Source organism: Streptomyces sp. NPDC041784 (assembly GCF_055591025.1).
The window spans coordinates 285050-303036 of record NZ_JBVJAB010000011.1; the positions used below are offsets into that span (position 1 = coordinate 285050).

General features: G+C 71.1%; 18 protein-coding genes and 3 pseudogenes. 8 read left to right on the plus strand and 13 right to left on the minus strand.

Annotated elements, in window-relative coordinates:
* Positions 1 to 76 precede the first annotated feature (76 nt).
* From ACZ6D7_RS25065 to ACZ6D7_RS25105, 9 genes are all read right to left on the minus strand, one after another.
* Entirely contained in the window at positions 77 to 310 is a 234-nt protein-coding gene (locus ACZ6D7_RS25065; RefSeq protein WP_469494748.1) for a DUF5133 domain-containing protein, read from the minus strand.
* Between the two features lie 311 nt (positions 311 to 621).
* On the minus strand, positions 622 to 1899 hold the full coding sequence (locus tag ACZ6D7_RS25070) for an ABC transporter substrate-binding protein (protein ID WP_469494751.1): 1278 nt from the start codon (positions 1897 to 1899) through the stop codon (positions 622 to 624).
* A complete protein-coding gene (locus tag ACZ6D7_RS25075; protein WP_469494754.1) occupies positions 1896 to 3008 on the minus strand; it encodes a branched-chain amino acid ABC transporter permease in 1113 nt (370 codons plus the stop codon). The genes ACZ6D7_RS25070 and ACZ6D7_RS25075 overlap by 4 nt, the downstream gene beginning before the upstream one ends.
* Positions 3001 to 3897, minus strand: a complete 897-nt coding sequence (locus tag ACZ6D7_RS25080) for a branched-chain amino acid ABC transporter permease (protein WP_469494757.1) — start codon at positions 3895 to 3897, stop codon at positions 3001 to 3003. Before ACZ6D7_RS25080 ends, ACZ6D7_RS25075 begins: the two co-directional genes overlap by 8 nt.
* Entirely contained in the window at positions 3894 to 4796 is a 903-nt protein-coding gene (locus tag ACZ6D7_RS25085) for an ABC transporter ATP-binding protein (protein ID WP_469494760.1), read from the minus strand. Before ACZ6D7_RS25085 ends, ACZ6D7_RS25080 begins: the two co-directional genes overlap by 4 nt.
* The gene (locus tag ACZ6D7_RS25090; RefSeq protein ID WP_469494763.1) at positions 4793 to 5575 is read right to left on the minus strand and encodes an ABC transporter ATP-binding protein; all 783 of its coding nucleotides are present in this window, start codon (positions 5573 to 5575) and stop codon (positions 4793 to 4795) included. Before ACZ6D7_RS25090 ends, ACZ6D7_RS25085 begins: the two co-directional genes overlap by 4 nt.
* Positions 5576 to 5745: 170 nt before the next feature.
* The gene (locus tag ACZ6D7_RS25095) at positions 5746 to 7110 is read right to left on the minus strand and encodes an RsbRD N-terminal domain-containing protein (RefSeq protein ID WP_469494765.1); all 1365 of its coding nucleotides are present in this window, start codon (positions 7108 to 7110) and stop codon (positions 5746 to 5748) included.
* Positions 7111 to 7218: 108 nt separating this feature from the next.
* On the minus strand, positions 7219 to 7920 hold the full coding sequence (locus tag ACZ6D7_RS25100) for a zinc finger domain-containing protein (RefSeq protein WP_469494767.1): 702 nt from the start codon (positions 7918 to 7920) through the stop codon (positions 7219 to 7221).
* A gap of 151 nt (positions 7921 to 8071) precedes the next feature.
* Positions 8072 to 8482, minus strand: coding sequence for a winged helix-turn-helix transcriptional regulator (locus ACZ6D7_RS25105; RefSeq protein WP_469494770.1), 411 nt, complete (start codon positions 8480 to 8482; stop codon positions 8072 to 8074).
* 105 nt (positions 8483 to 8587) lie between these two features.
* Between ACZ6D7_RS25105 and ACZ6D7_RS25110 the strand changes: the two genes are divergently transcribed.
* From ACZ6D7_RS25110 to ACZ6D7_RS25120, 3 genes are all read left to right on the plus strand, one after another.
* A complete protein-coding gene (locus ACZ6D7_RS25110) occupies positions 8588 to 9280 on the plus strand; it encodes a DsbA family oxidoreductase (protein ID WP_469494773.1) in 693 nt (230 codons plus the stop codon).
* On the plus strand, positions 9258 to 9488 hold the full coding sequence (locus ACZ6D7_RS25115; protein WP_469494776.1) for a hypothetical protein: 231 nt from the start codon (positions 9258 to 9260) through the stop codon (positions 9486 to 9488). Before ACZ6D7_RS25110 ends, ACZ6D7_RS25115 begins: the two co-directional genes overlap by 23 nt.
* Positions 9489 to 9711: 223 nt before the next feature.
* Entirely contained in the window at positions 9712 to 11220 is a 1509-nt protein-coding gene (locus tag ACZ6D7_RS25120) for an MFS transporter (RefSeq protein WP_469494778.1), read from the plus strand.
* A 168-nt stretch (positions 11221 to 11388) separates the two neighbouring features.
* On the opposite strand, the pseudogene ACZ6D7_RS25125 reads toward ACZ6D7_RS25120, so the two are convergent.
* A pseudogene (locus ACZ6D7_RS25125) lies at positions 11389 to 12408 on the minus strand (Tn3 family transposase).
* On the opposite strand from ACZ6D7_RS25125, the gene ACZ6D7_RS25130 reads away from it, so the two are divergent.
* The gene (locus tag ACZ6D7_RS25130; protein WP_469494833.1) at positions 12308 to 12541 is read left to right on the plus strand and encodes a hypothetical protein; all 234 of its coding nucleotides are present in this window, start codon (positions 12308 to 12310) and stop codon (positions 12539 to 12541) included. The pseudogene ACZ6D7_RS25125 and the gene ACZ6D7_RS25130 overlap by 101 nt on opposite strands.
* Complete coding sequence (locus tag ACZ6D7_RS25135) at positions 12538 to 13254, plus strand: Tn3 family transposase (RefSeq protein WP_469494781.1); 717 nt, start codon at positions 12538 to 12540, stop codon at positions 13252 to 13254. The genes ACZ6D7_RS25130 and ACZ6D7_RS25135 overlap by 4 nt, the downstream gene beginning before the upstream one ends.
* 67 nt (positions 13255 to 13321) lie before the next feature.
* On the opposite strand, the gene ACZ6D7_RS25140 is transcribed toward ACZ6D7_RS25135, so the two are convergent.
* The gene (locus ACZ6D7_RS25140; protein WP_469494785.1) at positions 13322 to 13774 is read right to left on the minus strand and encodes a VOC family protein; all 453 of its coding nucleotides are present in this window, start codon (positions 13772 to 13774) and stop codon (positions 13322 to 13324) included.
* Positions 13775 to 13795: 21 nt separating this feature from the next.
* Here ACZ6D7_RS25140 and ACZ6D7_RS25145 point away from each other — a divergent pair, with 21 nt between their 5' ends.
* The 3 genes from ACZ6D7_RS25145 (at position 13796) to ACZ6D7_RS25155 (ending at position 16587) form a co-directional block, all read left to right on the plus strand.
* Positions 13796 to 14398 carry a CGNR zinc finger domain-containing protein gene (locus ACZ6D7_RS25145; protein ID WP_469494788.1) on the plus strand — a complete coding sequence of 201 codons (603 nt, stop codon included), beginning with the start codon at positions 13796 to 13798 and terminating at the stop codon, positions 14396 to 14398.
* 4 nt (positions 14399 to 14402) lie between these two features.
* A complete protein-coding gene (locus ACZ6D7_RS25150) occupies positions 14403 to 14798 on the plus strand; it encodes an SRPBCC family protein (RefSeq protein ID WP_469494790.1) in 396 nt (131 codons plus the stop codon).
* Between the two features lie 172 nt (positions 14799 to 14970).
* Positions 14971 to 16587, plus strand: coding sequence for a recombinase family protein (locus ACZ6D7_RS25155; RefSeq protein ID WP_469494792.1), 1617 nt, complete (start codon positions 14971 to 14973; stop codon positions 16585 to 16587).
* A 112-nt stretch (positions 16588 to 16699) separates the two neighbouring features.
* Here the strand turns inward: ACZ6D7_RS25155 and ACZ6D7_RS25160 are convergent.
* Positions 16700 to 17388: pseudogene (locus ACZ6D7_RS25160) on the minus strand (IS5 family transposase); the annotation flags it as partial.
* A gap of 140 nt (positions 17389 to 17528) precedes the next feature.
* Positions 17529 to 17873 (minus strand): annotated as a pseudogene (locus ACZ6D7_RS25165) (lamin tail domain-containing protein); the annotation flags it as partial.
* Between the last annotated feature and the right edge of the window lie 114 nt (positions 17874 to 17987).

Consider the following 17987-nt stretch of genomic DNA (forward strand, 5'->3'; position numbering starts at 1 on the left):
TCCCACCCCCCCCCCCCACCCCCCTCCTTCCCCCCCCGCCCCTGTGCGTTCCCTCCCCCCCCCCCCCGGACCGGTCTCAGACGGCCAGGGACAGCCCCCGGCCGGTCACCGCGCCGGCCGGCGCGAGCAGCGCGTCGGCGGCGGCGACCGCCTCCCGGACGTCGGACGTCCCCATGAGCACGCAGAGCGTGTACGTCACGTCCTGGAGTTCACGGGCCATCTCCGGCCTCTCCCTCTCCGCCTGAGCGATCCTCAGCGTCGCGTACCGGGTCAGCAACGTCCTGGCGACCTTCGGGTCCGGAACGATCACAGGCGCACCTCTTTCCGTTGTTGCGCAGCGTGTGCCCGGACCTGGGCGTTTCATGCACGCCGGGCGGACATGTCACCCGCCGGGGGCATGATCCCGCCATCCGTGCTCGTACGGTCGGCGACACGGCCGATCACTGTGCGTCATCACGGCGTGTCGCGGCATGTCACGGCGTGTCACGCACCCCGACCACTGGGCGGATCCGTGTACGCCCCGACCGGAAAGGACCTCACGATCCGGAAGCACCTCACGATCCGGAAGGACCTCACGATCCGGGCGGGACGGCACGATCCGGGACGAGCGTGGGCCGTGGATCAACCGCGGCTCGCCAGGTAGTCGCTGACGCCGGGCGCCTCGTGCGCGTCCTCCACACCCACCAGGCCGCCGGCCGCCTTCGCGTCCGGCCTGAGCACGTACGTCGCCAGCGCGGCGGGCCGGGAGACGTCGGAGAAGTCCTGCGGGGAGCCGAGACCGGTGTCGGCGTCCTTCGTGGCCCGGTGCGCCTTCACGACGTCCTCGCGGGCCAGGCTGCCGTCCGCGCAGGCCTTCTTCAAGTCGCCGCCCAGGAGTTGGGCGGCGTTGTAGCCGGACAGCACGCCGGAGTCCACCGGGGAGTCCGGGTACTTCTTCCCGTACGCCGCCACCATCTTCTTCACGCCGGGCAGGTCCGAGCTGACCGCGGGCGCGGCGCTGACCACGTGCAGCATGGCCGCGAGGGCCGGTGCGGCGGGGGTCTTCATGAGCTGGGGAGCGAAGCCGGGGGCGCTGCTGACCACGGGGACGCGCAGTCCGCGCGAGGCGGCGACGCCGACCAGGGAGGCCGTCTGGGCCGGGCCCGCGCTGATCAGGATCGCCTTGACGCCCGCCTTGCGCAGCGCCGACACCTGCGCGGACAGGTCCGTGTCGGTGGCCTTGATCTTCTGTCCGACGACCTTCACCCCGGCCTGCTCGGCCGCCCAGGTCGAGCCCTCCAGGGCGTTGGCGCCGTAGTCGCCCTCGAAGTAGACATGGCCGATGGTGTCGCCCTCGGCCACGCCCTGCTTCCGCGTCAGAAAGTCGACGGCGGCGATCATGTCGACGTCGTAGGTGGTGCCCATGACCTGGACGGATTCCTTGCCCAGCAGGGAGGCCGCCCAGGCCTGCGGGAAGGTCAGCAGGTGGTCGCGTTCGATGTCGTCGAGGAGGGCGGCGACGACGGGCGACCCGATGACCTGGGGCAGCGCGACCACGTCCGGGGAGAGGTCGGCGTACGCGGTGACCGCCTTCTGCACGTCGTAGCCGTGGTCCTTGACGACGATCTCGACGTCGCGGCCGCAGATGCCGCCGTCGGCGTTGGTCTCGTCGGCCCACATCTGCTGGGCCTGCACGATGGACTTGCCGAGGGTGGCGTAGGGGCCGGTCAGGTCGGTGAGGGCACCGAGCCGGATCGTCTTCTCCGTCACCCCCGGGCCGGACTTGACGCCGTCGGCGCCGGTGGAGCCGCCGGTGCCGTCCGCTTTGGAGCTGCAGCCGGTGGCCGTGGCCAGGAGGACCGCGAGGGCGGTGGCGAGGACGGCGGAGGGGGTGCGGTGTCTGTGGTGCGTGCGGTTCACGGGGTGGGCTCCTTGGCTCGGGCGGCGGACGCGGAGGGACGGGTCGCGGGGGTGCGTGACAGGACCGCCGGACGCGGTCGGGCGCGGACGCGGCGGACCAGGCCGCGCAGTCCGTCGGGGGCGTACAGCAGGACGAGGACGATGGCCGCGCCGTAGAGATAGCGGGCCGCCTCGGTCGGGCCGACCGCGCCCTCGGTGGTGCCAGGGGCGGCCACCAGGGGCAGTTGGTCGGCGTAGCGGGTCATCAGCAGGGGCAGGGCGGTGACGAAGACGGCGCCCGCGGTGGCCCCCGCGACCGAGCCGAGGCCGCCGATGACGATCATCGCGAGGTAGTCGACGGACAGGGCAAGGCCGAAGTAGTCGGGGACGACCCGGCGGAAGGCCAGCGCGAGCAGCACCCCGGCGAGCCCCGCGTACATCGAGGACACGACGAAGGCCGCCGAGCGGTACCGGGCGATGTCGACGCCCATCACCGCGGCCGCGGTCTCGCTGTCGCGCAGGGCGGCGAGGGCCCGTCCGGGACGCCCGCGCAGCAGTCCGCGCGCGGTCCACCAGGTGCCGGCCAGCAGGGCGAGGCCCAGGTACCACAGGCGTTCCTCGGCGCCGAACGGCACACCGAGAACGACAAGTCCGGGGCCGTCGGCGGAGAACGAGAACCCGCCGAGGGTCAGCGGGGGCACGGAACGGCCGTTGAAGCCGCCGGTGACGGAGTCCGCGGTGAGCAGCACATGGTGGCCGAGGAAGACCAGGGCGAGGGTGGCGACGCCCAGGTAGATGCCGCGCACCCGTCCGGCGACGGGGCTGAACAGTCCGCCCGCCGCTCCGGCGAGCAGGACGGCGAGGAGCGCGGCGAGCGCGGGCGGCAGCGCGGGGCCGGGTTCGCCGGCCAGCCAGGTGTAGCCGTAGGCGCCCACGGCGAGGAAGAAGGCGTGGCCGAGGGAGAGCTGGCCGGCGGTGCCGGTGAGCAGGCCGAGGCCGACGGCGCCGATGGCGGCGGCCATGGCGAACAGGCCGACGCGCAGCCAGAACGCGTCCAGGTAGAAGGGCGGCGCGCACAGCAGCAGGGCGGTCAGGAGCGCTCCGGCGCCCTTGGGGATCCGCTCAGACACGGGCCACTCCCTTCGCGCCGAACAGACCGGTGGGCCGTACCAGCAGGACGGCCACCATCACGGCGTACGGGGCCACGTCGCCGAACCCCTCGCCCAGGACGTGCAGTTCGGACTGGTAGCCCGCCGCCAGGGCCTCGGTCAGGCCGATCAGCAGGCTGCCCGCGAGGGCGCCGGGCGGGGAGGCCAGACCGCCGAGGATGGCCGCCGGGAAGGCCTTCAAGGCGATCTGGCCGGTGGTCCGCTCCAGTCCGGGGGCGGGGAACGCGGCGAGGAACACGGCCGCGAGGGCGGCGAGCGCCCCGGCCAGGCACCAGGCGAGCGTGCGCACCCGGGTCAGCCGTACGCCCATCAGGGCCGCCGCCTCCGTGTCCTCGGCGGCCGCCCGCAGGGCGAGGCCCCAGGAGGTGAACCGGAACAGGGCGAAGACGGCGCCGATGGCGAGCGCGGAGACGGCGATGGCGGCGAGCCGGCTGTCGGCGACGGTCACGGAGCCGAGGCGGGTCACCGAGTCGCCCCAGGGGTCGCCGAGGGGCAGAAGGTCCCCGCCGATGCGCCGGGACAGGTCGGTCAGCAGGACGATGTCCACGCCGATGGTGACGATGGTCTGCACATGGGCGGCCCGGGGGTCGGGGTCGCCGCGCTGGAGCAGCAGCCGGTCCAGCGCGCCGGCCAGCGCCGCGGTGGCGACGACGGCCAGGGCGAGGGCGCCGGCGAAACCGAGGTCGTCGTGGAGGACGGCGACGAGGTAGCCGCCGAACAGCAGCAGCGAGCCGTGGGCGAAGTTGAGCACGCCCGACGCCTTGAACACGACGACGAAGCCGAGCGCGACCAGGGCATAGACCGCGCCCAGGGCGAGGCCGGCCAGGACACTGTCGAGGAGAGCGGTCATGCGGGGTCCTCTCCGGGGGCGGGGGTCCGGCCGGGGGCGGGGGCGGGGTCCTCTCCGGGGGCAGGGGCCCGGTCCGGTCCGGTCCGGTCGCCGGGTGCGCCGAGGTAGGCGCGGAGCACCTCCGGGTGGTGGCGGATCTCGTCCGGGGTGCCGTGGGCGAGGGTGCGGCCGAAGTCGAGGACCGTGACCTCGTCGGCGAGGCGCATCACCAGGCCCATGTCGTGCTCCACCAGCAGCACGGACAGGCCGAGTCGCGCGCGGACCGTGTCGATCACCTCGGCCGTGCGGGCGCGTTCGGCGCCGTTCATGCCGGCCACGGGCTCGTCGAGCAGCAGGACACGCGGCTCCAGGCACAGGGCGCGGGCGAACTCGACGCGCTTGCGGTCGCCGTACGAGAGCAGGGCGACGGGGGTGTCGAAGTGGGGTCCCAGTCCGGTGAGTTCGGCGATCTCGCGGGCCCGGGCGCGGTGCGCGCGCTGTTCGCGCAGGGCCCGGGGCAGCCGCAGGGCGCTCGCGGCGAAGCCCGCCCGGGAGAGGGCGTGGCGGCCGAGCATGAGGTTGTCGGCGACGGTGCCCTCGGTGGTCACGATGTTCTGGAAGGTGCGGGCCACGCCGAGCGCGGCGATGCGGTGCGGGGCGAGTCCGGTCAGCTCGGTGCCGCCGAGCCGGACCCTCCCGGACTCCGGGCGGTACAGCCCCGACAGGACGTTGAAGCAGGTGGACTTCCCGGCGCCGTTGGGTCCGATCAGGGCGTGCACGGAGCCCGGGGCGACGGTGAAGGACACGGAGCCGAGGGCGGTCAGGCCCGCGAACCGCACGGTGACGTCCTCGAAGCACAGTTCGTCGGGCGGTGCCGGGAGCCGCCCGGTGGCGGTGCCCGGGGCGGTACGGGCGTTCACGCGGCCCCCTGGTCGCCGGCCGTGCCGCCGAGGTAGAGCCGGCGTACCTCGTCCGTGCGCGCGAGGTCGTCGGCCGCCCCGGACAGCCGGACCTCGCCCACCTCCAGGACATGGGCGTGGTCGGCGAGAGACAGGGCCATGCCCGCGTTCTGCTCGACCAGCAGGACGGCCGTGCCCTGGTCGTTGATCTCGCGGATCACCTCGGCGATCCGGATCACCATGCGCGGGGCGAGGCCGAGGGAGGGCTCGTCGAGGAGGAGCAGCCGGGGCGCGGCCATCAGGGCCCGGCCGATGGCCAGCATCTGCTGTTCGCCGCCGGAGAGCAGACCGGCCGCCTGACGGCCGCGCTCGGCGAGCACCGGGAAGAGCGTGTACACGCGGTCCCGGGCCTCCCTGACCTGCTCGGGGGCGCGCCGGCCGAGCCCGAGTCCGCCGCTGCGCAGGTTCTCCTCGACGCTCAGTCCGGCGAACACCCGGCGGCCCTCGGGGACCTGGACGACACCGGCGCGGACCGCCGCGACCGGGTCACGGCCGTCCAGGACCGTGTCGCCGTAGCGGATGAGGCCGGCCGTGACGGTGCCGCGGTGCAGGCGCAGGGTGCCCGACACCGCCCGCAGCAGCGTGGTCTTGCCGGCGCCGTTGGCACCGAGCAGCGCCACGACCGCGCCGTGCGGGACGGTCAGGGAGACGGAACGCAGGGCCGACTGGGCCCGGCCGTACGCCACGTCGAGATCCTCGACATGCAGCGCGGGCCGCTCCTGCGGGGGTGCTTCGGGCATCGCGGCTCCTCGGATCCGTGCCGGCGGCACGGCGTTTCGGGGGATGGGGCAGCACACGACAGCACGGCGGACGAGGGGCGGTACAGGCACGACGACGGGGTCGGTGCGCGGACCCAACGGGGGGTCGGGGGGCTTGTGCGGGTGCCCAGGGGGTGGGCGGGGCCCCGCGCTCAGCGGGTGCGCGGACCCCGGGCCGTGAGGGCGAGGCTGATCTCCACCAGGTCGGTGGGCCTCGACAGGGAACGGCCCGTCAGCTGCTCGTAGCGGCGCAGCCGGTTGAGGACGGTGTTGCGGTGGCAGTACAGCCGCTCCCCCGCCCGTTGGGCGGAGCCGTCGCAGGCCAGCCAGGTGGCCAGGGTGTCGAGCAGGACGGCCTCGTCGGCCGGTTCCAGAGCGCTGAGGGGGCCGAGGACCCGCTCGACGAGCGCGGTGCCCAGTTCGGGGGCGGAGACCACCAGCGCGGCCGGCAGATGCTCGGTCAGCCGGACCGTGCCGCCGCCGTGCGGGCACATGTCCAGCGCGATGTCGGCGAGCCGGCGGGCGTCACCGACGGCGGCCAGACCGGTCACGGCCGTGCTGACGCCGGTGCGGGTGCCGGGGTGGGGACCGGCGTGGGGACCGGCGTGCGCGGGCGTCGGGCCGGCGCTCTCCTCACCGCCCTGCACCGTGGCCCCGCCAGGGCCGGAGCCGGAGCCCACGCCCTGGCTGACGCCGTCGCCGTCGCCGTCGCCGAGCAGCACGATGCCGTAGTCCACCTCCACCCCCGTGTGCCAGTACACGCGCGTGCCCCGGGCGAAGGCGGCCCGGACCACGGCGCCGTCCGAGGGGCAGCCGCCGGTGACGGCCACGACGGCGTACCGCCCCTGTTCGGGGAGGTCGAGCGCGTGGGCCGTCTCCGGCAGGTCGGCGATACGGCTGGTGCCGTCCAGCAGGGAGGCGGCCAGCAGCCGCAGCCCGTTCTCGCGCCGCCAGGCGAGCTGCCGTTCGACCTGCCGGTAGGCGTCCGCGACGAGGCTGCAGTGCTCGTCGACGAAGTTCCACACGTCGGCGGCGACATGCACCAGCAGCCGCACGTCCTCCGGGGCGGTACGGGAGGTCTCGTCGACCAGGCCCTGCCACACCAGCGAGCCGCCCAGCCGGAACGCGTGCAGCAGGGCGTCCAGCGGCAGGCCCTGTTCCGCGCGGGTCGCACCGATCTTCCACGAGCACCGGCGGGCCGCGTCCCGGTGGCCTCGCGGGTCGAGCAGCGAGGACACGCTGTGCCGCAGGGAGCGGTGCACCTCCTGCCAGGTCGCGCCGGTGTCGTTCGCGACGGCCGCCCGATAGGCGGGTTCCTGGTCCTGGAGGGCGGCGACCAGCCGGTCCGTGAGGTCGGGCAGGTCCGCCAGCAGGACCCGGGCGGCCCGGTGCAGGACCTGGAGGGCGTCGGCGTCGATCAGGGACCGGACCCGCTGGGGGTGCGGCCGGTGCGCGGGCACCGCCGACGGGGCCGGTGCCGGCCGGGACACGGTCCGTGGCCGTAGGGCGTGGTGCATCGCGGTCCTCCCCCGGGGCGGTGGCGTGCCGTCCGACTCGTCCTGCCCCGAAGGATGGCATACCGTCCGGTCGGTCCCTAGGGGTGTGCACGCTTGACTTCGGCCTGATCAGCGCTTGCGCCCGCGCTGCCCGGGGCCGCTCCCGGGGCGGCCGGTCCCGCTCGACCAGCCGTGCCGGCTCGACGCGGGAGGGCACGCCGAGCGCCGCGAAGACCTTCCGCGAGTCCCGTGTGCGTCCGGCTCGCTGCGGGCCGTCGCCGGCCTGTCACCAGGGGGTTCGCCCGGGGCAGGAGGGGGTTCCTTGTGCCGGTGCCCAACGGCCGCCGCCGCGCCGCGGGCACGGGCACAGGCACAGGCACAGGCACAGGCACAGGCACAGGCACAGGGCGGCACGAAACGCTCCTCCCCGGCGAGCTTCACGGCGGCCTCCAGCTCGGGGCGCCGGGTGGCGCGGGTGGAGATCTTCTCCGAGAAGACGCGCGTCACTCCGGCCTCGGTGAGGGAGTCGAGTTGTGCGTCGAGGGACTGCCGGGCGGTCGAGGTGCGGGCGTATCCGAGGCGGACGTGCCCGACCGGTTCGGCGCCGGCGCTCACCGGCCGGGGCAGCTCGGTCCAGACCGACCCCGGCTTGCCTACGGCGGGAGTCGGCACGCTCCGGGCCTTGGCGAGTTGGGGCGCGAGGCGGAAGCGGGCGGTGTGGCACTGGATGGCCACCTTCTCCTTGCCGGTCCGGCACGGGGAGCCCGCGGGGGCGGCGCAGGTGGACATCGGGCAGTCGTGCGATTCCACACGCTTGAAGTCGTCGCTCACGATCCCGAACCGGTTTCATGAGGGTGTTTCAGACGTCCAGTCGTTTGCAGCAACTCATGAAACACGATCGGCGCAGGTGGACCGCCGGGTGATCACCTGTTTCACGAGCGACCACCTATGAAACATGCCCCGCTCCCGGGTGCCGTGCCCGTCAGGATCCGAGGGTTGCGGCGCGGTTGCGGTTGGCGCGGATTTCGTCGTGGTGGTCGGCGGCCCAGCTGATCAAGGACGTGACGATCTCGTGCAGGCTGCGGCCCAGCGGGGCGAGGGTGTACTCGACGCGCGGGGGTACTTCGGCGTAGGCGGTGCGGGTGATCAAGCCGTCCTGCTGGAGCTGGCGCAGGGTGAGGCTGAGCATGCGCTGGGAGATCCCGGGGACTTGTCGCTGCAGGTCGGTGTAGCGCAGCGGGCCGGACTCGAGGACGGCGATCAGCAGCAGGCTCCATTTGTCGCCGATGCGGTCCAGGATCTGGCGGATAAATGCCATCTGGTCTGCGGGAATGGCCGCGCACGGCCCGATCGCCGCAGCTCCGACGATGTCGACCTCGCTGGTCGTCCCCATGACGCACATTCCTCTCCGGAACGCACACGGATGTGCCTTTTGTAACGGCTTCCATACTGATCCATCATGGCGTTACGCACAAGTCGTAGGAATTGGAGGTGCGCGATGAAGGTGGACATTTGGTCCGAGGTGACCTGCCCGTGGTGCGGTCTGGGTAGCCACCGTGTGGAGCGAGCCCTGGCACGGTTCGAGCATGCCGACGAGGTGGAGGTGGTCCACCACTCCTTCCCGCTCGGCGGCTTCCCCGTGGGAAGCACCTTCTCCGTCCGTGACTTTCTTCTGCGCAAGCACGGCGCCGAGGCGGCGGCCCAGCAGATCGAGGCGCTGGCGCACAGCGAGGGCCTGAGCCCGTACCGGGTGCTGGACAACCATGTCGGCAACACCGACCTGGCCCACGAATTCCTCGCCCACGCCTCCGCCCAGGGCAAGAACGGCGAGGCATGGGAAACGATCTTCCGCGCCTACTTCGGCAAGGCCCAGCCCGTCTTCTCCCTGGAGGACCTGCTGAAGCTCGCGGACGAACTCGGCCTGGAGCGCGAGCAGAGCCGCCAGGTTCTCGAACGGCGCCGCTACCGGCAGCAGGTGCAGGACGACGCCCGCCAGGCTCAGCGCCTGGGCGCGCGCGGCGCCCCGTTCATCGTCATCGACGGCCGCTATGGCGTCCCCGGCGCACAGGACAGCGACACCCTGCTCGACCTGCTGCGCACGGCCTGGACCGACACCCACCCGGTCACCCCCGCCGCCGGCGACGCCCCGGTCTGCGGCCCCGACGGCTGTGCCGTCCCCGAGCGCACCTGACCCTGCCGCCCCCTCACCCGTCTCACCGCCCCACCGGTTCCCGCTGCTGTCCAACGTCCCGAAGACCGCCTCCATCAACGTCCGCAAGGTCGGCGACAAGGGAGGACTGCGCCTGTCCCGGGCCAACGCCGCCGCCTACTGCCTTCAGCAGCTCACCGACGTCTCCTTCGTCGGCTACTGGCGACACGGCAAGAGCAGCCCCGGCTGAGTGAGCCGACCGACTGCTCTCTGACTGTTCAAAGTGTCGCTGATCGGGCGCGAGGCCGCCCGCCCCGGCCAGGTGGCCGGACGGGCCATGCAGCGTGGCGAACCGACCGGCTTCCTGGCTCCTACGCCGACCGGACCACATGGCGAGCTGCGCAGACGCAGCCGTCCCGCGCCCTCGACACCGGATTTCCCCTCACCAACACCACTTCACCTGGAGTTTCGTCATGTCCCAACCCTCCGACGACACGCTTGGAACGACCACTGTTTCCACCCACCCGCACGCAGACTCACCACATCGCCATCGTTGGTGGATCCTCAGCGTCATCTCCGTAGCCCAGCTGATGGTGGTCCTAGACGCGACCATCGTGAACATCGCCCTCCCCTCCGCGCAGAAGGACCTGGGCTTCTCCGACGGCGACCGGCAGTGGGTCGTCACCGCCTATGCGCTCGCCTTCGGCAGCCTGCTCCTGCTCGGTGGCCGCATCGCTGATCTCTTTGGCCGCAAGGCGACCTTCCTGGCCGGGCTGGTCGGCTTCGCCGGCGCCTCCGCCTTGGGAGGCGCCTCGACCAGCTTCGAGATGCTCGTCGTCGCGCGTGCCGGGCAGGGCCTGTTCGGCGCCCTGCTCGCCCCGGCGGCGCTGTCCCTGCTGACCACGACCTTCACCAATGCCAAGGAACGAGCCAAGGCCTTCGGCGTCTTCGGCGCTATCGCCGGTGCCGGCGGCGCCGTCGGCCTGCTGCTCGGCGGCGTGCTGACCGAATACCTCGACTGGCGCTGGACCCTCTACGTCAACCTCGCATTCGCCGCCATCGCCTTCGTCGGTGGTGTCCTTCTGCTGCAGCGCACCACCCGCGACAAGACCGCCACCCTCGACATCCCCGGCGTTGTACTCGTCAGCGCTGGCCTGTTCGCCCTGGTCTACGGCTTCTCCCACGCCGAGACCCATGGCTGGAACTCCACGCCCACCTGGGGCTTTCTGGCCGGCGGTGTCGTTCTGCTCGGCGTGTTCGCCTGGTGGCAGACCCGCTCCACCTATCCCCTGTTGCCCCTGCGGGTCCTGCTCGACCGAAACCGCGGCGCCTCCTTCCTCACCATCCTGATCACCTCCGTCGGCATCTACGGAGTCTTCCTCTTCCTCACCTACTACCTGCAGCAGAGCCTCGGCTACACCCCCATCAAAACCGGACTGGCCTTCCTGCCTATGGTCATCGGACTCGGGGTCGCCGCCTCGCTCGCCTCCACAGTGCTGATCCCCCGCATCGGCCCCAAGGCAACCGTGCCGCTGGGCATGGGCGCCTCCATCGCCGGAATGGTCTGGCTGACCGCCCTCGACCTCCACAGCAGCTACCCAACGGACATCATGCTTCCGCTGCTCGTAGCGGGACTCGGTCTCGGCCTCGTCATCGCCCCGGGACTGGCCCTGGCCACCGCCGACGTGCGCGCCGAGGACGCCGGCGCCGCCTCCGCCGCAGTCAACACCATGCAGCAGGTCGGCGGCTCCCTGGGCACCGCGCTGCTCAACACCCTCGCCACCAGCGCCGCCACCGACTACCTGGCCGGCAAGAACCCCAAGGACCCCGCCGTCCTCGCTCAGTCCAGCCTGGAGGCCTACTCAACCGCGTACTGGTGGTCGGCCGCCTTGTTCACGGCCGGTCTGATCATCACCGCCGTCCTCTACCGGCGCGGCGTACCGGCCACCGACCCCGACGCGACCTCCGTCGTGCACATGTGAGTCACCGAAATTCCCGCCAGATCGGCCGCGCACCGTTCATCACCGACAAGTAGGCACACCGTCGGCCATGCAACAGAACGCGGCTGCCGCCTGGCCACGCCCGGACATTCCGATCAGCCGGGGGTGGCTCGCCGATGGTTCCCAAGTCGGCCAGGCCCTGGAAGTCCCTCAGCGTGACTTCGAGGTTGATCGGGCGGCCTGATGCGTCGGTGTGCGAGGGCGGGGCACGGCGATGGCCGACCCCAGATCGAGGCGCTTGTCCATGTCCAGGCGGAACGTGCCGTACGGGTTGACGTTCGACCAGAACAGCGCGGTCAGACCGCGCCGGTCCTCGTCGCTCAGCTTCGATGCCCACGCCGGTTCGGCCAGGACCTGCTGCATCAGCAGGGTGTTGACGTGCACCAGCGCGGACTGGAGCAGGTGCAGGGCGAGCATCGACGTCTCGGCGTGCTCCTTGTCGGGGCCGGTCAGGGCGCCGTCCTTTTAGTGGAGCACGGTGTTCGCGCTGTTCCAGTTCTCCACAACCTGGAGCCCGCCGTGGATCTCGCGGCGCAGGCCGGGACTGGCCAGATAGTCGCAGGCAAAGATCGTGCGCACGGCCCGGCCGAGTTCTTCGAGTGCCTGGTAGGTGGGGTGCTTGGGGCCACCCCGGGTGAAGCGCCGCAGCACCTGCTCCGCCTTCGCCGTTCCGAGCCGGAGCGCAGTCGCGTACTTCACCATCTGGTCGTACTGCTGCTCGATCAGCTCCCGGCGGATCGGCCTCGTCAGCGAGGCGCCGAGAGCGGGCCAGCCGGGCGGCGTGTCGTCCGGGCGGTACAGGCGGACGCTGCCGATGTTCTTCAGCCGCGGAAGCAGGCGGAAGTTCAGCAGCTCGATGAACGCGAACCCGACGACCGACGCGCCGTGCGTGTCGACGTAGTTCGACTCGATCTCGGCGTCGGTGCAGTGCCGCAGCAAGCCCTCGATCATCGCCGCCACCTCGGACGACGAGCAGCTCTTGAGCTGGGAGTAGATGCAGACGTTCTTCCGCTCGACGTGCCAGTGGATCATCACGCCGTTGCCGCCGTAGCGGGCGTGGTACTCGGTCATGAAGTTCGAGGACCAGGACCCGAACTTCTTCGAGTCCGACGCGCACGCGGTGCCGCCGCCCCACCATGCGGTGTCGCGGGCGGCGAAGGTGGCGTTCACCAGCCCTGGTGACGGCGGCCCGGAGATTGTCGACGGTGATGAAGTGCCGGCGCACGTGCCGCAGCGCAGCCTCGCTCTCGCCGTGCTCGCCGGTCGCCACGATCGCCCGAATGCCCATGTTCGTGCCGTGTGATCGAGGGCGTGCTGCGGCACTGCACGGACGTGGAGATCGACCGGCAGTACACCGACACGCACGGCGCCTCCATCGTCGGGTTCGCCTTCGCCCACATGCTCGGCTTCAACCTGCTGCCCCGGCTGAAGAACGTCGGCTCGGCGCGGCTGTACCGGCCGGCGACCGGGGAGGACGAGAAGTGGCCGAACCTGGCGCCGGTGCTGTCGACCAAGACGATCGACTGGGACCTGATCCGCCAGCAGTACGACCAGATCGTGAAGTACACCACCGCCCTGCGCCTGGGCACCGCTGAGGCCGAGCAGGTCCTGCGGCGCGAGATCAACGACGGGCTCCAGGTCGTGGAGAACTGGAACTCCGCAAGCCACGACCTGTTCTACGGCAAGGACGGCGACCTGACCGGCTCCGACAAGGAGTCCCAGGAGGTCTCGATGCTCGCCCTGCACCTGCTCCAGTCAGCGTTGGTGCACGTCAACACGCTGCTCCTGCAGGACATCCTGAGTGAGGAGAAGTGGCAGAAGCGGCTGACCGACGCCGACCGGCGGGCTCTGTCCCCGCTGTTCTGGACACACGTAAACCCCTACGGCCGGTTCGAGCTCGACATGAGTCATCGGCTCGACCTCGCCCAGGCGCTCGCGGTGCCCACCTCTCGCGTGGCGCCGGGCTTGGAGGCGCTGTGGCAGACGCCGCACGGTGGGGTCGGGTCGGCGTCCTGAGCAGTGGACGTGACGTGTGTCCCGGTGGTGCCGGAAGTCGATCTCCCACAGCGGACCAGGGCTGGACCTACGCCACGCAGAACTCGTTGCCCTCCGGGTCCTGCATGATCCACCAGTGTCCAGCCGGTCCTTTGTTCACCTCGCGGACACGGGTCGCCCCCAGGTCTTCCAGCCGGGCCACCAGCTTGCCGAGGCCGCCGGGTTCGCTGTGGACGTCGACGTGCAGGCGGTTTTTGCCGGCCTTGCCCTCGGGCACGTCCTGGAAGAGGAGCCGTCGGCCGCGGCCGACGCCGCTGACCTCGTCGAACGGGTCCTCGGGGTGGCGGATCGCGGCGTAGCCACGAAAGACCTTGCGGCCACGATGCTCGGTGACGGCTTCCTCGCTGATGTGACCGGCGGTCAGCAGCCGCTCGACGAGTGCGCTGGGGTCCTCCACCTCGTACTCCAGGGCCGCGGCCCAGAAGTCCGCGAGGACGGGTGCATTCGTGCTGTCGATGACCAACTTCCAACTCAATGCCATGTAACCAGTTATATTGGTTACATGGCATCCTCCGCAACCAAGGGGCTGACGCTGCATTCCCACACCGGCGTCGCCTACCAGTTCGACCCCGGCGCGTTGTGCCTGGAGCTGCTGCCCACCGGCGGCCCCGGCCCCTACCGCCGGTACGAGGTCCTGCACGAGCCCGCCGACCTGGCCACCTGGGCAGACCGGTCCCGGCTGACCCCGACGCCCGCACTGGAGATCTCCCCGACCGAGGTGGCCGACGCGCGAAGGCTCCGCGACGCACTGTTCCGCGTAGTTGTCGCCCACACCCGCGGCGAGCCCCACCCGCCCGGCGACCTGGAGACCATCAACGAGGCAGCCGCCCGCCCGCCCCTGGCACCCGCCATCACGCCGACCGGGAAGCGACGGTGGGCCGGAACCCCCACCGGAACGCACCTGGTGGCCACCGTCGCACGGGATGCCGTCGAGCTGCTGACCGGCCCCTTCGCCCACCGCATCCGCACCTGCGCCGCCGAGGACTGCCACCTCGTATACGTCGACACCTCGCGCCCCGGCCGCCGCCGCTGGTGCTCCATGGAGCACTGCGGCAACCGTCACAAGGTCAGGGCGCTGCGCGCCCGCCACTCCGAGGAAGGATGATCCCGTGCCCACAGGACTCACCAAGGACGCCGGCTGGCAGATCGGCGTCTCCCGCACGCTGCCCCACCCCGTGCCCATCGTCTGGGACTTCGTCAGCAGCCCCGAAGGGTTTGCCCTATGGCTCGGCCCCGGCGCGCTCCTCACCCCCGAACGCGGCACCTCCTACCGGACGACCGAAGGAGTGGCAGGCGAGGTGCGCGGCTACCACCGCGGGAAAAAGATTCGCGTCACCCATGGCACCACCACGGTGCAAGTCGCCCTCACCCTCGCCGCTGACGGGGCCCGCACGATGCTCCGTTTCCACCAGGAACACCTGGCAAGCGTCGAAGAGCGCGAACGGCAACGGGTGCACTGGCAGCACGTCATGGACCAGATCGCTACCGCCCTCGACCGGCAGTAACAACAGCGTCCGACACCTGACCAGAGACCGACACGCACCGAGACATCGAACTCCTCTCACAATTAACAGGCCGGAAGACCCTCCGGAACCCGGATCGACTCTCAGAAACCGCTCTCACTCAAAAGCGAAACCGACCCCTTCTGAGACTTGCATTGTGCGAAAATCCGGGCCTATGACGGCTCTTCAGCAGCCTTCCCCAACCGACCGGTCGGATGCCGACGACGTCGAACAGCACGCCTGTCCGAAGTGTGACGCGCAGCCCGGCTCGCCGTGCCGCTCGCGCGGCGGCGCGGTCGCCTCCGCCTACCACACCCGCCGCTTCACCCTGGTGCCCCGGCTGACGAAGGCGCTGCGGGTACCGACCCCGGCCGACCGCGGCCCGGGCCGGCCGTGGCGGCCCGGAACCCCGCCGCCGGCGCCGATCGACCCCGACCTGCCGAGCGCGGACATCCGCATCGGCTACGCCCGCTGCTCGACCCTCGGGCAGGAACTCGACTCCCAGCTCGACGCGCTCGCCAAGCACGGCATCCCGAGGGACAAGATCTTCGCCGAGAAGATCAGCACCCGCATCCGCGTACGGCCCAAGTTCGAGGAGGCGCTGCGGACCGCACGGGAGGTCAAGACGCACGCTCCGCACTGCCGGGTCATCTTCACCGTGTACGAGATGAAGCGCCTCGGCCGCGACGCCGCCGAACTCACCGCGCTCGCCGACCACCTCACCGCCCACGGCCCCATCCTGGAGATGCTCGCCGGGCCCCTGCCCGGCGTCTACGACCCCACCGGCCCCGGCAAGCTGCTGTTCGCGTTCTTCGCCGCAATGGCGGAGAACGAGCGGGAAAACATCCGCGAGTCCACACTCGAAGGGCTCGACACCGCAGCACGCAAGGGCAAGCACGGCGGCCGGCCGCCGGTCATCACCGACGACATGCTCCACACGGTGCTCCGGCGCCGCGCGGGCGGCGAGTCCGTCGAGCAGATCCAGCCCGACCTGATCATCCCCACCGGCAAGCGCAAGGGACAGAGCCCGTCCGTCGCCAGCATCTACCGGGCGCTCGCCGAACACACCAAACGCGAGGCGTACCCCGAAGCCGTCAAGCAGGCTCACGCCGACTTCGCCGCCCTCACTGGCCCCGAAGTCCCTGAACCCCGCACAGAAATCAAGGCCCTAACGACACGCGGAGCGAGCCGGAGGCCGAAGGCGCCCGGGCTCAGCCCGGCGTGCAGGCTCCGGAACGGCTCCGGCGCCGTAATCATGCCAGCCACGACGCATGTTCACCGCACCTCAAGATCACTCGCGGGACATCACTCAGGGGGTATACGTGCGAGTTTCGGGGCGCGCGTGAACGTGCAGTGGCGCGAGCTGCTGTCGCTTCTGGGTAATCCGTCGGTCGCGCTGGCCTGCTTCCCGTCCGGCCAAGTGGGGAGCGGCAACACGTTCAATGGCACTCAGAACATCAGCTGCAGCCCGTCCGCATCCGCGACATCGACGACACCGCCGCCGCCTTCCAACGGCAACGGGGGCATCACCGGCTCCGAGATCGTCCATGACTCTGAAACGGTGAATCCCGGTGAGTCGGCCAGCCCCTTCGCCTCCTGCCCAGCGGGCAAGGAAGCGACCGGAGGTGGCTTCTTCGGCGATGAACCGGAGCCGTGGTCCGTCCAATTCAGCGGCCCTGGGTTCAACAGCGAGGGCGTTGTGGGTTGGGGCGCCCGTGCCGTGAACACCGGCGCCGGCCCGCAGGAGTTCCACGTCCAGGCCGTCTGCGTCGACTCCGCCGACAGGCCCTGATGGGCACCGACGAACGGAGGCGTCACCTCCACCGTCACGGCGGCTGCACGACGCCTTTGCGCTGCTGAGGCCATCGTCGCCCAGATCCCGCTGCCCCGGATTAGACGCCATTTCAGTTGGTGAGCCTTCGATGGCAGATGAGGGTTGCGGCGATGGCGGTGAAGGCGAGGAAGTGTTCCGGCTTTCGCTCGTAGCGGCGATGGAGGCATCGGCAGCCGGACAGCCAGGACACCGTTCGTTCGACGACCCAGCGGCGCCGGCCCAGTCGTCGGGACGGCTCGATGCCTTTGCGAGCGAGGCGGTGTCGGATGCCGCGGGAGGACAGCCAGCGCCGCAGATGTCGGTAGTCGTATCCCTTGTCTCCGTGCAGTTTGCCCGGCCGTCGGCGTCGGGGGCCGCGACGTGAGCGGATGGGTGGGATGCCGCGGACCAGTGGGATGAGGGCCTGGCTGTCATGGAGGTTCGCGGCGGAGATACCGAGAGACACAGGCAGGCCGCGGCGGTCGACGATGAGGTGGATTTTCGATCCGGCCTTACCTCGGTCGGTCGGATTCGGTCCCGTCAGCTGCCCCCTTTGAGGGCTCGGACGCTGACGGAGTCGATCGCGCATCGCGACCAGTCCAGTCCGCCGCGGGCACCGAGCTCGTCCAGGACCAGGCGGTGGAGCTTGGCCCAAACCCGGGCCTCGGTCCACTCGCTGAACCGGCGAACGGCGGTCACTCCCGACAGTCCGAAGCCAGGCGGCGGTTGGTTCCAGGTGCACCCTGAGGTGGCCACGAAGATGATCGCGGGCAGTACCTCACCTAGGAACAGGTACAGCAGTGAGCGTGGTCAGCGCATAGGACGAGGCGGCGCGCCGTCCTGGAGAGGATGGCGCGCCGCTGGGGTGTCATGTGGGCCGCGACCGCCGCGCGGCACTCACCCGCAGGCTGGTGAACGGGTCAGTGGCGGTTGCCGGCGTGATGGCGGCGGTTGTCCCAGCATTCTTCGTCGATGACGCGGCCGCGGTTGTTGCTCAGGGTGGCGGTGTCATGGTCGTTGTTCCACACGTAGTGGCGGCGGTCCGGGTACAGGTCGGTTCGGGTGTCGCGGCCCTCACCGGTGTGGATGCGGACCGTGGCGCGGCCGGCCAGCCGGTAGCCGTCGAAGGTGTACGTCTTGCCGGACTCGTCCTCGAGGGTCCAGCCGTCGAGGTTGACCGCGTGGCGGGTGGTGTTGGTGAGTTCCACCCACTCCTTGTTCAGCGAGCGCTTGGAACGGTCGTCGTGTCCCGGGGAGTCGTACTGGAATCAACCGCTTGAAGCAGTCCCGTGCGGTCGCCACTCGCTACGACAAGCGCGGGTACGTCTTCCTCGGCACCGCGACAGCAGCAGCCCTGGTCATCTGGCTGCGAACTTGAT